The following is a 15637-nucleotide window of genomic DNA, read 5'->3' as shown; positions in this document are numbered from 1 at the left end:
GACACGCAGCGCAGCGGAGCTGGACCCGGAGAAGTGAGCTCGACGAAGGCCGTCTGCGTCTTCTGCGCGTCCGGCCCGGTCGGGGAGGAGTACCTGGCGCTCGCGCGCGCCGTCGGCACCGGGATCGCCGCCCGGGGCTGGACGCTGGTCTCCGGCGGCGGGCGCGTGGGGATGATGGGCGAGGTCACGCGCGCGGCCCGGGCCGCCGGCGGCCACACGGTCGGCGTGATCCCCGAGGGCCTCGTGCACCGGGAGGTGGCCGACGAGGACTCGGGCGAGCTCGTCGTCGTGCCGGGCATGCGCGAGCGCAAGGCCGAGATGGACGCGCGCTCCGACGCGTGGATCGCGCTGCCCGGCGGCCTGGGCACGCTGGAGGAACTGTTCGAGGCGTGGACCTCGCGCTACCTCGACATGCACGCCAAGCCGGTCGTGGTCTGCGACCCCGGCGGCTTCTACGACGGGCTGCTGGCCTGGGTGGACGGACTGCGCGGCACGGGGTTCGTCGGCGAGCGCTCGCTCGCGGCGCTGACCCGGACGACGACCGTGGACGCGGCCCTGGACGCCTGCGCCTGACGACGGCCCGCCCGACGAGGGGCGGCGTGCGGCGAGACTGTCGGGGGTCCGGTCCACAATGGGGCCATGGGCAGTGCTCTGGTCTACGTCCTCGTCGTCGGGGTCGTCGCCGCGGTCATCTACCTGGCGACGGCGCTGCTGGCCGGGCGGGGGGAGGAGCTCGCGCCGATGCCTCCCGGGGCCACGCCCACCCGGCTCCCGGCGCGCGACCTGCTCGGGTCCGACGTGCGGGGGCTGCGGTTCCAGCAGGCGTTCCGCGGATACCGGATGAGCGAGGTGGACTGGGCGCTGGACCGGCTGGCCGCCGAGGTCGACACGCTGCGCTCGCGGCTGGCGGTGTACGAGGGGCCGCCCCACGCCGACGCCGAGGAGGCGGACCCGCTGACCGAGGTGAACGGCACGTCCGTCCTCGAGGACCCCACGCCCACCGACCCGACCGCCGGCATCGGCGCCACCACGAGGGGAACCGCCCATGGCCACCCGTGACATCACCGTCGGCGTCGACGTCGACGCCCCGGCCGACGTCGTCTGGAAGGCCGTCACCGACTGGGAGGGCCAGAGCGAGTGGATGCTCGGCACCGCGGTCCGGGTGACGCAGGGGGACGGCGTCGGCGTCGGCTCCGAGCTCGCGGCCACCACCGGCGTCGGCCCGCTCGGCGTCACCGACACGATGCGCATCGTCGGCTGGGACCCGCCGCACCGGGCCACGGTGGTGCACACCGGGTCGGTGGTCCGCGGATCCGGCACGTTCACCGTGATCGAGCTGGGGCCGGGGCGCTCGCGTTTCGAGTGGGGCGAACGGCTCGACCTGCCGCTCGGGTTCCTGGGCGCGATCGGCTGGCCGCTGGTGTCCCCGGTGTTCCGCCTCGGGCTGGTGTTCTCGCTGCGCCGGCTCGCCGCCCGCTGCCAGGCCGAGCGGTGACCACGGCGGTCGACGACGGCGCCGTCGTCGGGGAGGACGGGGTCGCCCGCTGCCCGTGGGGTGCGCACGACCCGCTGCTGCGGGAGTACCACGACACCGAGTGGGGCCACGTCCTGCACGGGCGGGACGCGCTCTACGAGCGGCTGTGCCTGGAGGCGTTCCAGTCCGGGCTGTCGTGGCTGGTGATCCTGCGCAAGCGGCCGGCGTTCCGGGCGGCGTTCGCGCGCTTCGACGTGGACGCCGTCGCCGGGTTCGGCGACGACGACGTCGAGCGCCTGCTGGCCGACGCGGGCATCGTCCGGAACCGGTCGAAGATCGAGGCCGCGGTCTCCAACGCCCGCGCGGTGCTGCGGCTCGAGGAGGAGGGCCCGGGGCTGGACGCCCTGTTGTGGTCCCACGCGCCCGACCCGCCGGCCCCCGCGCCGCGCACGCTCGGCGACGTGAACGCGACGACGCCGGCGTCCGTCGCGATGGCGAAGGAGCTCCGCCGGCGGGGGTTCCGCTTCGTCGGCCCGACCACCGCGCACGCGTTGATGCAGGCCACCGGCATGGTCGACGAACACCTCGCCGGGTGCTTCCGCGCGACACGCTGAGCGACACACCGCGGCCGATGATCGCTCCGATGTCGTGCCGTGCGCGCCGATGGGGAAGAATCGTCGCGCGGTGTGCAGCGCTCCGACGAGGGGCGTTGCCACGACGACCATGCGGAGGGAGCACGACTATGGCGGCCATGAAGCCCCGGACCGGTGACGGTCCCCTCGAGGTCACCAAGGAGGGGCGCGGCATCGTGATGCGCGTGCCGCTCGAGGGTGGGGGCCGGCTCGTCGTCGAGATGACCGCCGACGAGGCGGGCGATCTGCGGGAGGCCCTCTCCTCGATCTCGTCCTAGAGCGATGAGCGCCGCCCCCGAGACCTTCGCCGCGCCGACCCTGCCGACCCCGGTCGCCGGGGTCCGCGCCGTCGACCCGGGTGCCGGGCCCGACGGAGCCGCCGCGGTCCGGCTGTGCCGCACCGGCGAGGACGTCCCGGCGCCGGCCGACGCCCCGAGCGGGTGGATCGCCTCCGCCGGGGCGGTCGCCGCGCTGTCCCCGGACGGGTCGGCGGGGCCGGGTCGCTGGCTCGTGGGGGTCGGGGCCGGATCGGCGAAGGACTGGCGGGCCGCGGGCGCCGCCGCGGTCCGCGTGGCCACCGGCCGCGCCGAGCCCGGACCGCTGTTCGGTGCCGCCGAGGACGGGCCGGCACGGCTCCACGTCGCGCCCGACGAGGCGGCGGAGCCGGACTGGGCCGCGCTCGCCACCGGGCTGCTGCTCGGGTCGCACCGGTTCTCGGTCCGCTCCGCCGCACCCGCCGCGCCGCCGGAGGTGACCGTCGAGGCCCCGGCGGCCGACCGTCCCGCGTTCGAGCGCGCCCTGGTCCTGGCCCGCGCCACCGCCGTCGCCCGCGACCTGGCCGACACCCCGTCGGGCGCCAAGTCACCCGCCTGGTTCGCCGAGCAGGCGGTGGCCGCCTGCGCCGGGCTCGACGGGCTGACCACCGTGGTCCGCGACGAGGCGTGGCTCGTCGAGCAGGGCTTCGGTGGGGTCCTGGCCGTGGGTGGCGGGTCGTCGCGCCCGCCGCGGTTCCTCGAGATCTCGTGGGACCCGCCGTCGGGAACGGCGGGAGCGCCCGTCGTCCTGGTCGGCAAGGGCATCACCTTCGACACCGGCGGCATCTCGATCAAGCCGAACGCCGGCATGGCCGACATGCGCACGGACTGCTCCGGCGGCGCCGCGGTCGTCGGGGCGCTGGCGACGATCGCGCGCCTCGGGCTCGGGGTGCGGGTCGTCGGGCTCGTCCCGCTCGCGGAGAACCACGTGTCGGGCTCGGCCTACCGGCCCGGTGACGTCGTCCGGCACTACGACGGGCGCACCACCGAGGTCACCAACACCGACGCCGAGGGCCGGATGGTGCTCGCGGACGCCCTCGGCTACGCGGTCGAGACCCTCGCGCCCGCCGTCGTCGTCGACGTCGCGACCCTGACCGGCGCGATGAAGGTGGCCCTGGGCGTGCGCACCGGCGGGCTGTTCGCCACCACCGACGACCTCGCCGTGGACCTCACGACGGCGGGCGCGGCGACCGGCGAGGCCTGGTGGCGGGTGCCGCTCGCGGCCGAGCACGACGGCGACGTCGACTCCCGGCTCGCGGACGTCCGGCAGGCCCCGCCCGGGCCGGGCGGCATCGTCGCGGCCCTGTTCCTGCACCGCTTCGTCGGCGACGTGCCGTGGGCCCACCTCGACATCGCCGGCCCGGCGCGCTGCGACTCCCCGCACGAGGAGGTCGCGAAGGGCGCGACGGGCTTCGCGGCCCGCACGCTCGTCGAGTTCGTCGCCGCCCGGACGCCCGCCCCCTGAGCGACCGGCACTCTCGCAGCCTCGTCCGTGCGCGAGAGGGCCGTTCGTTCGGATCGGGAGGGGCCGATCAGCCGAGCAGTGAGGCGCAGAGCAGCCCGTCGGAGACCGGCAGCAGCAGCGGGGCGAGCCGCTCGTCGGTGCGCACCGCCCGCACCGTCTCGCGCAGCGCCGCCGACACGGCGTCCCGGCGCGCGGGGTCGGTGATCCGCCCGGTCCAGCACACGTTGTCCAGCGCCACCACGCCGCCCGGGCGCAGCAGCCGGACCGCCTCGGCGAGGTAGAGCGGGTACTCGACGGTGGCGGCGTCGACCAGCACGAGGTCGTACGCGCCGTCGGACAGCCGCGGCAGCACCTCCAGGGCCCGCCCGGTGATCATGCGGACGCGCCCGGACCCGAAGCCGGCCTCGGCGCACGTGATGCGGGTCAGCCGCTGGTGCGACACCTCGGTGTCGATGCTGGTGAGCAGACCCTCGCGCGGCATCCCGCGGAGCAGGCTGACCGTCCCGACGCCCGCCCCGCTGCCGATCTCGACGACGGCGCGGGCCCGCCCGGCCGAGGCGAGGAAGGTCAGCGCGGCCGCCGCGCCGACGCCGACCGGGACGATGCCGTGCTCGGCGGCGCGCTCCCGCGCGGCGGCCAGTACCTCGTCCTCGGGACTGAAGCGCTCGGCGCGCGTCCGCAGCCGCTCGCGCTCCCCGGCGTCGTCCGCGGCGTCGTCGGACGGCCCCGGGACCACGGTCGTCGTCGGGGGCTCGACGTCGTCCGACCCGTCCGGTCCGGACGGCCCGACGGGACCGGACGGGCCGAGCGGTGCGGGCCCGTCGGCGGGCACCAGCCGCGGGAGCGGGTGCGGGGTGGTGGTCGGCTCGTCGGCAGCGGGGTCGGGACCCCGCCGGCCGGGGAAGGTGGTGCTCGGCAGCCGCAGCGGGCCGGTCGGCACCCGCGGGTAGACCGGGATCCGGGCCGTGGCGCGACCCGGACGGTGGCCGTGCCGACGGCCCGCGTCATCCGCGGGGCGCGGGGTCGTCCTCGGGGTGGACGGTGCGGCGGGAGGAGGCGGAGTGGTCGAGGGGACCTGGTCGGGGCCGACGACCCGCAGCGACGTGCGCGCCCGGCGCGTGCCCTCGCGACCCCCGTCCTCACCCACGCGGCCCAGGCTAGATCGGGAGTCCGTGTCGATCACCGCGCCGCGCCGCGCGCGTCCGGATGGTGCACCCCCGGATCCGGCTGCTTCCTCAGCCCCTTCTCAGACGACCCACACCCGGGTGTCATGACCGACCGACACAGTGGAGCCATGACCGAGACGCTCGCCGCGCGGCCCGACCACCTCGAGGCGTTCGAGGACGAGGCCGCCGCCTGGACCCCGCCGTCGTGGGACGACGTCGTCCGCGAGCACGCCGACCGTGTGTACCGCCTCGCCTACCGGCTGACCGGCGACGCGCACGACGCCGAGGACCTCACCCAGGAGACGTTCATCCGGGTGTTCCGCTCGCTCGCCGCGTACAAGCCCGGCACCTTCGAGGGCTGGTTGCACCGCATCACCACGAACCTGTTCCTGGACATGGTGCGCCGCCGGGGCCGGTTGCGGATGGAGGGTCTGCCCGAGGACACCGACCGGCTCCCCGGCGGTGGCCCGGACCCCGAGCAGGTGTTCTCCGAGGCCCACCTCGACCCCGACCTGCAGGGCGCGCTCGACGAGCTCGCGCCCGAGTTCCGCGCCGCCGTCGTCCTCTGCGACGTCGAGGGTCTCTCGTACGAGGAGATCGCGGCCACGCTGGATGTCAAACTGGGTACCGTGCGCAGCCGAATCCACCGGGGCCGTCAGGCCCTCCGCAGTGCGCTGGAGCGTCGTCGTGGGGACGCGGAGCGGACGGGAGCCCGGTCGTGATCGGCCGGTCCGGGGGCACCCCCTGGTCCCGCTGGTCCGACGCCGGGCACCTCTCGCTCGACGCGATGGTCGCCTTCGTCGACGGTGAGCTGGGCGAGGCCGCCGCCGGTCGGGCCGCCGCCCACGTCGACCACTGCCCGGCCTGTGCCGTGGAGGCGGCCGCGCAGCGCCAGGCCCGCCGCCGGCTCCGGGCGGCCGACACGCCCTGCGCCCCGTCGTCGCTGATGAACTCGCTGCGCTCGATCCCGGACAGCGCCGAGCTCCCGGAGGCCCCGGCCGGCCTCGCCGTGGACGCGCAGGGCCGCTTCGTCGTGCCCGCCGAGGCCCCGCCGGCCCGACGCGGCCGTGGCCGCCGCGCGGGCGGCCCCCGGTCCCGACGACGGGTCGTCCCCGCCGTCGTGGCCTCGGGTCTCGTCGCGGGCGCGGCCGTCGTCGCGGGCCCCGTGCTCGCCGCCGGGGCGGTGCCCACCGCGGTGGCGCCCGAGCGCGCCCCCGGGGCCGCCGCGTCACTCACCGCCGCGGTCCCGGTCGCGGGCGACCGCGGGAACCCGGTCGCCGGAGCGGTCGCCCAGGACGCCGTCGACCGGCGGACGGGCTCCGGCACGTCGACCGCCACGACGTCCGCCACGCCGCCCCCGGACGCCACCCGGGCGCGCCCGTCGTCCTGACCGGTCCTTCACGGTCCGGGCCGCAGGATCGGGTGGTGTCGCCCCGGGAGACGTCCGCGCTCTACCGTGGGGCGACGATGACCACCCACCGCGCTCGCCCGATCACGCCTCCGGCGGCGGCAGCGTCGTTGACGAGAGCGCACCCATGAGCAGCCCCTGGTCGCGACCCGCGACGACGGAGCGCCCCGACGCGCCCCGGGAGACCACCGACGAGTCCGGCGAGCAGCCGGAGCGCGGCTCCGGGCCGACGGCGTCGAACGGCCACCACACCAACGGTCACCACACCAACGGCCGCACGAACGGCACCGAGTTCGCCCGCCCGACCGGGGCCGACGGCTCCTTCGCCGAGCGACCCGCGCCGTCGGCCCTGTCGTCGACGTCGTCCCGGGAGCCGTCGGTCGCGCTCGCCGGCGCGTTCGGCCGGCCCACCGGCTCGGCCGAGACGCTGCAGCGCCCGGGGGGCGGCGAGGGCCGCGACCCCGCGGGTCCGGACGACTTCTGGGACGGCGCGTCCGCCGAGCGTGACCCCTGGCGCGATCCCGCGGCCGCCGTCGAGCTCGGCGCGCCCGCGGTGCGCGAGGACGGCCCCGCGGCCGACCGCCGGGCCACCGGGCCGAAGCTCTCGGCCCGGGAACTGCTCTTCGGGCGCCGGGTCGCGCCGAGCGCCCTGGTCCTGCTGACGGTGCTGGCGCTGCTCGTCGGCGCGGTCGGCGGCATCGTCGGGCACCTCACCGCGCAGAGCTCCGACGCGCTCGTCGATCCCGGCGCCTCCCTCGCGCAGGTCGACCCGGGCAAGGAGCGCCCCGCGGGGTCGGTCTCCGACGTCGCCGGGCGCGTGGTGCCCGCCGTCGTGTCGATCGAGGTCCGCTCGGGGACCACCGGCGGCACCGGCTCGGGCGTCGTCATCGATCCCCGGGGCGACATCGTCACCAACAACCACGTGGTGTCGCTGGCCGCGACCGATCCGCGCGCCACCCTCGAGGCCGTGTTCGCCTCCGGGGCGCGGGCACCGGCCCGGATCGTGGGCCGGGACCCGCAGACCGACATCGCCGTGATCAAGGTCGACGTCGCCGACCCGGTGGTGGCCCAGCTCGGCCGGTCCGCGGACCTGCAGGTGGGCGACGGCGTCATCGCGATCGGGTCGCCGCTGGGGCTCGCGGGCACGGTGACCACCGGCATCGTCAGTTCGCTGCGCCGTCCGGTGCGTCTGGACGCCGAGACCGCGAACGCCAACCCGGTGATCGACGCGATCCAGACCGACGCCGCGATCAACCCGGGCAACTCCGGCGGTGCGCTGGTCGACTCGACCGGCGCGGTCGTCGGGATCAACACCGCGATCCGCACCCTCGGCGGCGGGGACTCGTCGGGGCAGGGCGGATCGATCGGCCTCGGGTTCGCGATCCCGATCGACGACGTGCGGACCATCGCGGAGTCGCTCATCCGCACCGGCGGCTTCGCCCACACCGACCTCGGCGTGAACGCGAAGTCCGTCACGGACGGCACCTCGGACGGTGCGCAGGTGCTCAACGTGGTCCAGGGTGGACCCGCGTCCCGCGCGGGCGTCCTGGAGGGCGACGTCGTCGTCCGGGTCGACGATCGCCCGATCGCCTCCGCCGACGAGCTCGTGGTCGCGATCCGGGAGCACCGACCCGGTGACACGGTCACGCTCGGGGTGGTCCGCGGCGGGCGACCGCTGTCGCTGCAGGCGCAGGTGTAGGACCGGGAGGGCCGGGTGTTCGAGAGCGTCGGGTGGGGCGAGATCCTCGTCCTCGCGCTGATCGGGCTGTTCGTGCTGGGCCCGGAGCGGCTGCCCGGCGCGATCCGCTGGGTCGCGGACACCATGCGCACCGTCCGCGAGTACGCCGCGGGCGCGCGGGACCAGCTGCGCTACGAGATCGGCCCGGAGTTCGACGAGTTCCGCCAGCCGATCGAGGACCTGCGCCGGATCCGCAGCATGGATCCGCGTCAGGCGGTCCGTCGCTCCCTGCTCGACCCGGTGCAGGACGGCACCTGGACCGGCGCCGGCACCCCCGCGACCGGCGAGCTGACGACCGGGACCCCGGCGGCCACGAACGGCACCTCCCACGGCCTGCCCGCGGCGGGCGCGGGCGGCGCGCTCAAGGACCGGTCGGACCGGGCCACGCCGTTGCAGCCCGGCGAGGCGGCCCCCTTCGACCCGGACGCCACCTGAGCCGCGGTCAGCAGCCCTGGCTCATGGGGTTCGCGCGCATCTTCCCGCCGGGGTCGACCCGGCGGAGGATGGCGCCCGTGATGGCGTCCAGGTCGGCGATGCGCTCCGGCCCCACCGCGTCGATCACGAGCCGGCGGACCTCCTCGGCGTGCCCGGGGGCCGTCGCGACGACCTTCTCCCAGCCCGCGTCGGTCAGCCGGGCCATCGTCACGCGGCCGTTGCCCTCGCACGGTTCCCGGGACACCCAGCCCTGCTTCTCCAGCCGCGACACCACGTGCGAGAGCCGGGACAGCGAGGAGCTCACCATGGAGGCCAGCTCGCTCATCGGCATCGTCCGCCCGGGCTCCTCGGAGAGCATGGCGAGCACCAGGTACGAGAACTGGGTGAGGCCGGCGTCGCGCTGCAGCTGCGCGTCGAGCGCGGCGGGGAGCAGGGTGAACACCGCTGCCGTGCGGCGCCACGCCCGCTGTTCCTCTGCTGTCAACCAGGCGGCCATGCGGTCCACCCTACACTTGATGCTTCAACCGTGCAGGCGTAGCGTGCACGGTTGAACCGTCACGCACCAGGAGAACCTCCCATGAGCTCCCCGTTCGACCAGGCCGCCCCCGGCGCGGCGTTCGACGCCTTCATCGGCCCCGCCCGCGACACCGCGAGCGGGCGCCGGCCGTGGACCCCGGCGGACGGCCCGATGCCCGCGATCTACCTCTCGCACGGCGCTCCGCCCCTCTACGACGACGGCGGGTGGATGCGGGACCTGTTCGGCTGGGCGCACCGCATGCCCCAGCCGCGCGCGATCGTGATCGTCTCGGCGCACTGGGAGTCCGCCCCGCTGACCGTCTCCTCGCCGGTCGAGGGTGCGCCGCTGGTCTACGACTTCGGCGGCTTCGCCCCGCGCTACTACACGATGACCTACGCGACGCCGGACGCGACCGCGCTGGCCGACCGGGTCGTGGGCCTGCTCGGTGACGGGTCCTCCGAGCAGGTGCACCGCTCCGCCCGCGGGCTCGACCACGGCGCGTGGGTGCCGCTCTCGGTGATGTACCCGAACGCGGACGTCCCGGTGCTGCAGGTGTCGATGCCCGACGAGGACCCGGAGCGGCTGATGCGCATCGGCGCCCGCCTGCGCGAGCTGCGCGAGGAGGGCGTGCTCGTCGTCGGCTCCGGCTTCATGACGCACGGCCTGCCCTTCCTCACCCGCGAGATGCTCCGGGGCGACGCGGTGCCGGGCTGGACCGACGACTTCGACGCGTGGGTCGCCGACGCGCTGGGTCGCGGCGACGTCGAGGAGCTGCGCCGCTTCCGCTCCGCGCCGGGCATGCCCTACGCGCACCCGACCGCGGAGCACTACGTGCCGCTGTTCGTCACGCTCGGCGCGGCGACCGACCCGGAGGCGCCCGTGCACACCGAGATCGACGGGATGATGTGGGGCCTCTCCCGCCGGTCGTTCTCCCTCGCCTGACCCGACCGGCCGACGGGTCTGCGCGGCTCGGGCCAACCGGACGTTCCGACCGGACGTGATGATCGGTACTTCCGTGGCCAAACCGTGATTGCGGTGTAACACTCGGACAGTCCGTGACGGTATGCCCGATGTCGACATCGATCGGGCGACGTCGACGGAGTGACGAGTCGGTCGGGGAGACACCATGAGTCAGGTCGAGGAACGGCGGCGCCACGCGTCGGCGCTGCTCGATGCTCCGACCGGGGGAGTCCCGCGCGCCCGTCCGCGCCACACCCCACGGGTCACGGTCGCGCAGCTCCTGGCCGCGCAGCTCGAGGACGAGCAGGCGCCGACCACGCGGATGCGCGCGTCCGACCTCGCGGCCCGGATTCCCGGCGCCCGCGCCGGGTCGGGGCCGCTGCCGGTGGCCCCGACCGCGCCCTCTCCCCGTCGGGGCGCACACCGCGCGTCCCCGCCCCCGGCCGCCCCGGCCCCGCCCCCGGCCGCCCCGGCCCCGACCCCGGCCGCGCGGACGACCGCCCCGGCCCCGGCCGCGCCGACGCACCCGCCGGACCGTCACACCTCGGCCCACCGCGCCGCCGCGCCCGTCCCCGCGGCCCGGCCCGCGTGCGCGCCGACCCCCGCGCCCACCCCCTCGCCCGCTCAGCCCCGCGCTCGTCGTCGGGAAGGGACGCGGGTCGGCACGACGGTCACCAGCCTCGTGGTGCTCGTGCCCGCCCACGACGAGGAGGCGGGCATCGCCGACACCGTCGAGGGCCTGCTCGCCCAGGAGTGCCCGGACTGGCTCGAGATCGCCGGGATCGTCGTCGTCGCGGACAACTGCACCGACCGCACCGTCGAGATCGCCCGGGGCTACCCGGTGACCGTCATCGAGACCGAGGGCAACACCGAGAAGAAGGCCGGCGCGCTGAACGAGGGCTGGCGCCGAGCGGCCCGGGACGCGGACCTCGTGCTGACGATGGACGCCGACACCGTCCTGACGCCCGGGTGCGCCGCGGCGATGGCGGAGGAGATGCGTGGCAACGCCTCCCTCGGCGGGGTCTGCGCCCGCTACTGGGCCGCCCCCGGGAAGGGGCTGGCGTGGCGGCTGCAGCGCCTCGAGTACAGCCGCTACGACGACCTGCGGGAGCTCCGGAGCTGGCGGGTCAGCGTCGCCAGCGGTGCTGCCGCGATGTACCGGCGCCAGGCCCTGGACGAGGTCGCCGCGCACCGCGCGTCCGGTCCCTGGGACGGCACGTCCCTCATCGAGGACTACGCGCTCACGCTCGACCTCAAGACCGCCGGCTGGACGGTCGGGGCGGCGCGCGACGCCCACGTGCTCACCCACCCGCCGACGTCGTTCCGTGAGCTGTGGGTCCAGCGGCTGCGCTGGGGCCGCGGCGGCATGGACGAGTGCCTCAAGCGCGGGTGGATCCCCGCCACCCGCCGCGACATCGTGGCGTACGGGCTGTTCGTGCTCAGCGTGTTCTTCCGGATCCTGTTCGTCACGATGGTGGTCCTGATGGTCACGCATGCCGTCCCGTTCCGGTACGCGCTGATCGGGCTGATCCCGCTCGGCGTCATGTGGCTGGAACGGGTGACGTCCATGTGGCGCCTCCCCGGGCGCTCCGCGAAGGACGTCGCGATCGTGGTCGTGCTGGTCGTCGAGGACCTGTACGGCTTCTTCCTCGAGTTCTGCGCGGTCGTGGCCGCGTGGCGCTGCCTCCTCGCCAGGCGACAGGCCTGGTAGTACCCCTCGCTCCCCACCGAGAGGCGACGAACGATGTACGGCGAGTCCCTGTACCTGACCAGCGGTGTCACCGGTGGCGCCACCGGGATGGCCCTGGCGGCCACCCAGGGCGTCAGCGCGATCGCGATGATCCTCACCGGGGTCACCGTGGCCTTCACGCTCATGCTGCTGGTGCGCATCGCCCGGCGCGGCGCCCGGCACTTCCGCTGAGGGAGCGGGCTCGAGGCGTGTCCGGAGGCAGGAGGCGGCGGGACACCTCGTCGCAGGAGACGACGTTGCTCGGGGTGGCCGCGCTCGCGGCCGAGGCCCGGGGTTCCCGACCACGGCGGGGGAAGGCCGCCTTCGACGTGCGGCGACGCCGTGCGCTGGTGACGGTCACGGTGCTCGTCGGGCTGCTCGGCGCCGGGGTGGCCGGGTTCGCGACGTGGCTGACGGGCGCCGACGACACCGCCGCCGTCGCGGCGCCGGCCGCGGTGCAGCGGGTCGAGGTCGTCGGCCCGCGCTACACGCCGACCGCGGCCGACCGGGCCCGCACGCCCGACCGGATCACGCCCTCGACGCCGCTCGTGGCGCTGACCTTCGACGACGGGCCCACCCCGGAGCGCACGCCCTTCGTCCTCGACGTGCTGGCGGCCAAGGGGGCGAAGGCCACGTTCTTCTTCCAGGGCGACCAGGTGGAGAAGCACCCGGAGATCGCACGCCGGGCGCTCGCCGAGGGGCACGCGATCGGCCTGCACTCCTACGAGCACGTGTACTTCCCGGACCTCGACCAGACGCGGGCCCGCGACCAGATCGTGCGTGCCGAGGAGTCCCTGACGAGCGCGCTGGGCGTGCGGCCGACGATGTGGCGCTACCCGTTCGGCGAGGCGTCGCCGGCCGCCGACGCCGTGCTTGCGGAGCGGCGCCTGGTCGGCGGCGTGGGCTGGGACTGGCGCTCGAACCTCAAGGGCGACTTCGAGTGCCCGGGCGCGGACGCGGTGGCCCGGTTCGTGGTGACCGAGTCCCGCGACGAGGCCGTGATCCTGCTGCACGACGGCGGCGACGCCATCACCTGCCCGGCGCCGCAGTGGGACTACCTGCCGCGGGCGATCGACCAGGTGCGTGCGAAGGGGCTCGAGTTCGGGCTGATCGCGCCGACCGGACGCCCGAACGGGGCCGAGGAGACCGCCGTGGTGGCGCCGTGAGCCGGCTGGTCCTGCTGGTGGCCGTGGTCGCCCTGCTGGCCGGGTGCTCGACGACGGCGGGTGGCGGGTCGGGCGGTTCCGACGGGGTTGACGGGTCGGGCGGGTCCCCGAGCCCGGTCGCGGCCCCGGCGGCGCCAGGCGTGGGCCGCGGGGTCGACGCGCTGATCGCGGCCGCCGAGAAGGGTCCGGACGGCGGGAGCGTCTGGCCGAGCGTCATCCAGGCTCCGCACCGGCAGGTCGACCGCGACGTCGGGGCGGCCGGGATCGCCGCGGGTCTGCTGGCCGTCGCCGAGGGCAGCCCGGACGCGGGGGTCCGCGACCGGGCGCGGGACACCGCCCGCGATGCCGCTGACTTCCTCGTCGTCGCCCAGCGCGGTGCAGGGCGGTTCCCGGACTACGTGGACCCCGACGGCCCGGCCGGGTACGCGTACTCCTCCTACGACGACGGGGCGGCGGGGGTCGCCGACCTGTTGTGGCAGGTGGGGGAGCGCACCGGCGAGCAGCGCTACCGCGACGTCGCGCTCGACGCCGCGGCGTGGCTGGTCGAGCGGGCCGAGGACGTGCCCGGTGCGCCCGCGTGCCCGGCCGTGTGCCGGTGGGCGTGGAGCGACGACGGCGCGCCCTCCTACCGCAACGGCATGGGCGAGGGCCAGGCCGGCATCGTCTACGCGCTCAGCGTGCTCGGCGAGCGCACCGGCGACCGGCGCCTGGCGCAGTACGCCGCGGCCGGGGGCGCCTACCTGCTCTCCCAACAGGGTCCCGACGGCGGGATGCCCGAGCGCGCCGACCAGCCCGCCCGCAACACCGGGTTCCTCTCCGGCGCGGCCGGGGCGGCGTTCACGTTCCTGCGGCTGCACCAGGCGACGGGGGAGCAGCGCTGGCGCGACGGGGCCTCCCGCGCGCTGGCCTTCCTCGACCGCACCGCCGTCCCCGCCGCCGGGGGGTCCACCTGGCCGATCTGGGTCGATGCCTCCGGCGTCCCCGGCAACGCCCGCCGGGCGACCGGTATGGAGGAGGGCGCGGCCGGGATCGGCTGGGTGTCGCTCCAGGCCGCGGAGCTGCTCGGCGACGAGAGCCACCGGGAACGCGCGGAGGCCGCCGGACGGTGGCTGCTGGCCGTCGGCCGCCCGGTCGAGGGCGGGACCGCCTGGCCGGAGTTCGAGGGCAGCCCGATCACGCACCTCTCGACGAACTCCGGCGCCGCCGGCACCGGGTGGTACCTGGACACGCTGGGCCGGGTCACCGGGGACGAGGACTTCCGCGACGCCGCCCGCGCGGCGCAGGGCTGGCTCGTGGCCACGATGCGCCCGGACGGGACGTGGCCGTCGAACCTCACCGACGGGCGGCCGCGCCTGCTCGGCGAACCGTCCTGGCACTGGGGCTCCGCCGGCATCCTGGCCTTCCTCACCCGGATGTCCGGGGGTCCGGTCGACAGCCCGGGGATGCAGCCGCCGTTGGTGCCGCTGGAGTAGTGGTTCAGCGGCGCGTCACCGCGACCAGGTAGCGGACCGGCTCGTCGTCGGGATTGCGGTAGACGCAGTCGGCGGGTGGGCCGAGCTCGAGGCAGTCGCCGGCCTCGAGGCGGTGCACCGTCGGGCCCTCGACGAACTCGAGCGTCCCGTCGAGCACCCAGAGCTGATGGCGCAGGAACGCGTACGTGTCCGCGGCGAACGCGGCCTGCGCGTGCGGCGGCATCGTCACCTCGACCAGCTCGAGGGCCCCTCCGACCCGGGGCGACACGGCGCGCCGGGTGTATCCCGACGTCGGGTCGGTCCAGGTCGGCTGGTCCACCCGTCGCACCAGACGATCCGCGCCCTCCGCGCGGGCGACCAGCTCGGACAGGGTCAGCCCGAGCGCCCCCGACAGCTTCCCGAGCAGGGCGGCCGTGGGCTGGGCCTCACCCGCCTCGACCTTGCCGATCATCGCCCGCGACACCCCGGCCCGGTCGGCCAGTGCGCGCACGGTGAGGTCGCGCTCCACCCGCCGCGCACGGACCGCCGCGGCCAACGACGCACCGAGCCCTGTCGCGGGTTCCGGGGAGCCGGCGCCCGGGTTGTCGCTGGGAATCACAGCGACAAGACGCCGGAGGAGGGGCGGAACACCGCGACAAGGACGCAAGGGCGCATCATTCGGCCACTATAGTGACCACTTGTGCTGACGATCCGGGACGCCACGCTCGAGGACGCCGACGACTGCGCCGCGATCTACGCGCCGTACGTCCGCGACACCGTGATCAGCCTGGAGGAGGAGCCGCCCACGGCCGACGTGATGGCGCGGCGCATCGAGGGTGCGCACGTCTGGCTCGTCGGCGAACTCGACGGCCGCACCGTCGGCTACGCCTACGCGGGCACGTTCAACGAGCGCGTCGCCTACCGCTGGACGTGCACCGTCAGCGTCTACCTCGAGACCGGCCGCCGGCGCACCGGCGCCGGCCGCGCGCTGTACGAGGCCCTGGTCACGCGGGTGCGCGAGCAGGGGTTCGTGCGCGCCGCCGCCGGCATCACGGTGCCCAACGAGGCCAGCGTCGGCCTGCACCGTGCGCTCGGCTTCGCGGACGTCGGGCTCTTCCCCCGCGTCGGGTGGAAGTTCGACGCCTGGCACGACGTCGCGTGGATGCAGCGCGACCTCTGACG

At 75.9% G+C, this 15637-nt stretch carries 19 protein-coding genes; 16 read left to right on the top strand and 3 right to left on the bottom strand.

Going from position 1 to position 15637, the window contains the following annotated elements; all coding sequences use genetic code 11:
- Positions 1 to 33 precede the first annotated feature (33 nt).
- From QRT03_RS15390 to QRT03_RS15365, 6 genes are all read left to right on the top strand, one after another.
- Entirely contained in the window at positions 34 to 573 is a 540-nt protein-coding gene (locus QRT03_RS15390) for an LOG family protein (protein WP_286053779.1), read from the top strand.
- Between the two features lie 66 nt (positions 574 to 639).
- Complete coding sequence (locus QRT03_RS15385; protein ID WP_286053778.1) at positions 640 to 1059, top strand: DivIVA domain-containing protein; 420 nt, start codon at positions 640 to 642, stop codon at positions 1057 to 1059.
- A complete protein-coding gene (locus tag QRT03_RS15380; protein ID WP_286053777.1) occupies positions 1046 to 1495 on the top strand; it encodes an SRPBCC family protein in 450 nt (149 codons plus the stop codon). The genes QRT03_RS15385 and QRT03_RS15380 overlap by 14 nt, the downstream gene beginning before the upstream one ends.
- Positions 1492 to 2088: a DNA-3-methyladenine glycosylase I gene (locus QRT03_RS15375; RefSeq protein WP_286053776.1), complete on the top strand. Its 597-nt coding sequence runs from the start codon at positions 1492 to 1494 to the stop codon at positions 2086 to 2088. The genes QRT03_RS15380 and QRT03_RS15375 overlap by 4 nt, the downstream gene beginning before the upstream one ends.
- A 128-nt stretch (positions 2089 to 2216) precedes the next feature.
- Positions 2217 to 2384: a DUF3117 domain-containing protein gene (locus QRT03_RS15370; RefSeq protein WP_018335229.1), complete on the top strand. Its 168-nt coding sequence runs from the start codon at positions 2217 to 2219 to the stop codon at positions 2382 to 2384.
- A 4-nt stretch (positions 2385 to 2388) separates the two neighbouring features.
- Positions 2389 to 3885: a leucyl aminopeptidase family protein gene (locus QRT03_RS15365; protein WP_286053775.1), complete on the top strand. Its 1497-nt coding sequence runs from the start codon at positions 2389 to 2391 to the stop codon at positions 3883 to 3885.
- A gap of 67 nt (positions 3886 to 3952) precedes the next feature.
- On the opposite strand, the gene QRT03_RS32075 is transcribed toward QRT03_RS15365, so the two are convergent.
- Complete coding sequence (locus tag QRT03_RS32075) at positions 3953 to 5032, bottom strand: O-methyltransferase (RefSeq protein WP_345783255.1); 1080 nt, start codon at positions 5030 to 5032, stop codon at positions 3953 to 3955.
- Positions 5033 to 5179: 147 nt separating this feature from the next.
- Between QRT03_RS32075 and sigE the strand changes: the two genes are divergently transcribed.
- The 4 genes from sigE to tatB all read left to right on the top strand — a co-directional run bounded on the left by sigE (position 5180) and on the right by tatB (position 8632).
- Complete coding sequence (sigE, locus tag QRT03_RS15355) at positions 5180 to 5773, top strand: RNA polymerase sigma factor SigE (protein ID WP_286053774.1); 594 nt, start codon at positions 5180 to 5182, stop codon at positions 5771 to 5773.
- Entirely contained in the window at positions 5770 to 6441 is a 672-nt protein-coding gene (locus tag QRT03_RS15350; protein ID WP_286053773.1) for a zf-HC2 domain-containing protein, read from the top strand. Before sigE ends, QRT03_RS15350 begins: the two co-directional genes overlap by 4 nt.
- A gap of 145 nt (positions 6442 to 6586) precedes the next feature.
- A complete protein-coding gene (locus QRT03_RS15345) occupies positions 6587 to 8158 on the top strand; it encodes a trypsin-like peptidase domain-containing protein (protein ID WP_286053772.1) in 1572 nt (523 codons plus the stop codon).
- A gap of 15 nt (positions 8159 to 8173) precedes the next feature.
- Positions 8174 to 8632, top strand: coding sequence for a Sec-independent protein translocase protein TatB (tatB, locus tag QRT03_RS15340; RefSeq protein WP_286053771.1), 459 nt, complete (start codon positions 8174 to 8176; stop codon positions 8630 to 8632).
- A gap of 7 nt (positions 8633 to 8639) precedes the next feature.
- On the opposite strand, the gene QRT03_RS15335 is transcribed toward tatB, so the two are convergent.
- Positions 8640 to 9128, bottom strand: coding sequence for a MarR family winged helix-turn-helix transcriptional regulator (locus QRT03_RS15335; RefSeq protein WP_345783254.1), 489 nt, complete (start codon positions 9126 to 9128; stop codon positions 8640 to 8642).
- 81 nt (positions 9129 to 9209) lie between these two features.
- Here QRT03_RS15335 and QRT03_RS15330 point away from each other — a divergent pair, with 81 nt between their 5' ends.
- The 5 genes from QRT03_RS15330 to QRT03_RS15310 all read left to right on the top strand — a co-directional run bounded on the left by QRT03_RS15330 (position 9210) and on the right by QRT03_RS15310 (position 14476).
- The gene (locus QRT03_RS15330; protein WP_286053769.1) at positions 9210 to 10091 is read left to right on the top strand and encodes a dioxygenase family protein; all 882 of its coding nucleotides are present in this window, start codon (positions 9210 to 9212) and stop codon (positions 10089 to 10091) included.
- Between the two features lie 184 nt (positions 10092 to 10275).
- A complete protein-coding gene (locus QRT03_RS15325; RefSeq protein WP_286053768.1) occupies positions 10276 to 11820 on the top strand; it encodes a glycosyltransferase family 2 protein in 1545 nt (514 codons plus the stop codon).
- Between the two features lie 33 nt (positions 11821 to 11853).
- Complete coding sequence (locus tag QRT03_RS15320; RefSeq protein WP_286053767.1) at positions 11854 to 12030, top strand: hypothetical protein; 177 nt, start codon at positions 11854 to 11856, stop codon at positions 12028 to 12030.
- A 17-nt stretch (positions 12031 to 12047) separates the two neighbouring features.
- On the top strand, positions 12048 to 13004 hold the full coding sequence (locus QRT03_RS15315; RefSeq protein WP_286053766.1) for a polysaccharide deacetylase family protein: 957 nt from the start codon (positions 12048 to 12050) through the stop codon (positions 13002 to 13004).
- A complete protein-coding gene (locus QRT03_RS15310; protein WP_286053765.1) occupies positions 13001 to 14476 on the top strand; it encodes a lanthionine synthetase LanC family protein in 1476 nt (491 codons plus the stop codon). Before QRT03_RS15315 ends, QRT03_RS15310 begins: the two co-directional genes overlap by 4 nt.
- Before the next feature lie 4 nt (positions 14477 to 14480).
- Here QRT03_RS15310 and QRT03_RS15305 read toward each other — a convergent pair whose 3' ends face one another.
- On the bottom strand, positions 14481 to 15011 hold the full coding sequence (locus QRT03_RS15305; protein WP_286053764.1) for a helix-turn-helix domain-containing protein: 531 nt from the start codon (positions 15009 to 15011) through the stop codon (positions 14481 to 14483).
- Positions 15012 to 15158: 147 nt separating this feature from the next.
- Here QRT03_RS15305 and QRT03_RS15300 point away from each other — a divergent pair, with 147 nt between their 5' ends.
- Entirely contained in the window at positions 15159 to 15635 is a 477-nt protein-coding gene (locus QRT03_RS15300; protein ID WP_286054378.1) for a GNAT family N-acetyltransferase, read from the top strand.
- Positions 15636 to 15637 lie beyond the last annotated feature (2 nt).

Source organism: Actinomycetospora termitidis (assembly GCF_030286555.1).
In the GTDB taxonomy this organism is placed as follows: domain Bacteria; phylum Actinomycetota; class Actinomycetes; order Mycobacteriales; family Pseudonocardiaceae; genus Actinomycetospora; species Actinomycetospora termitidis.
This window is presented reverse-complemented; position numbering and strand designations above follow the sequence as displayed.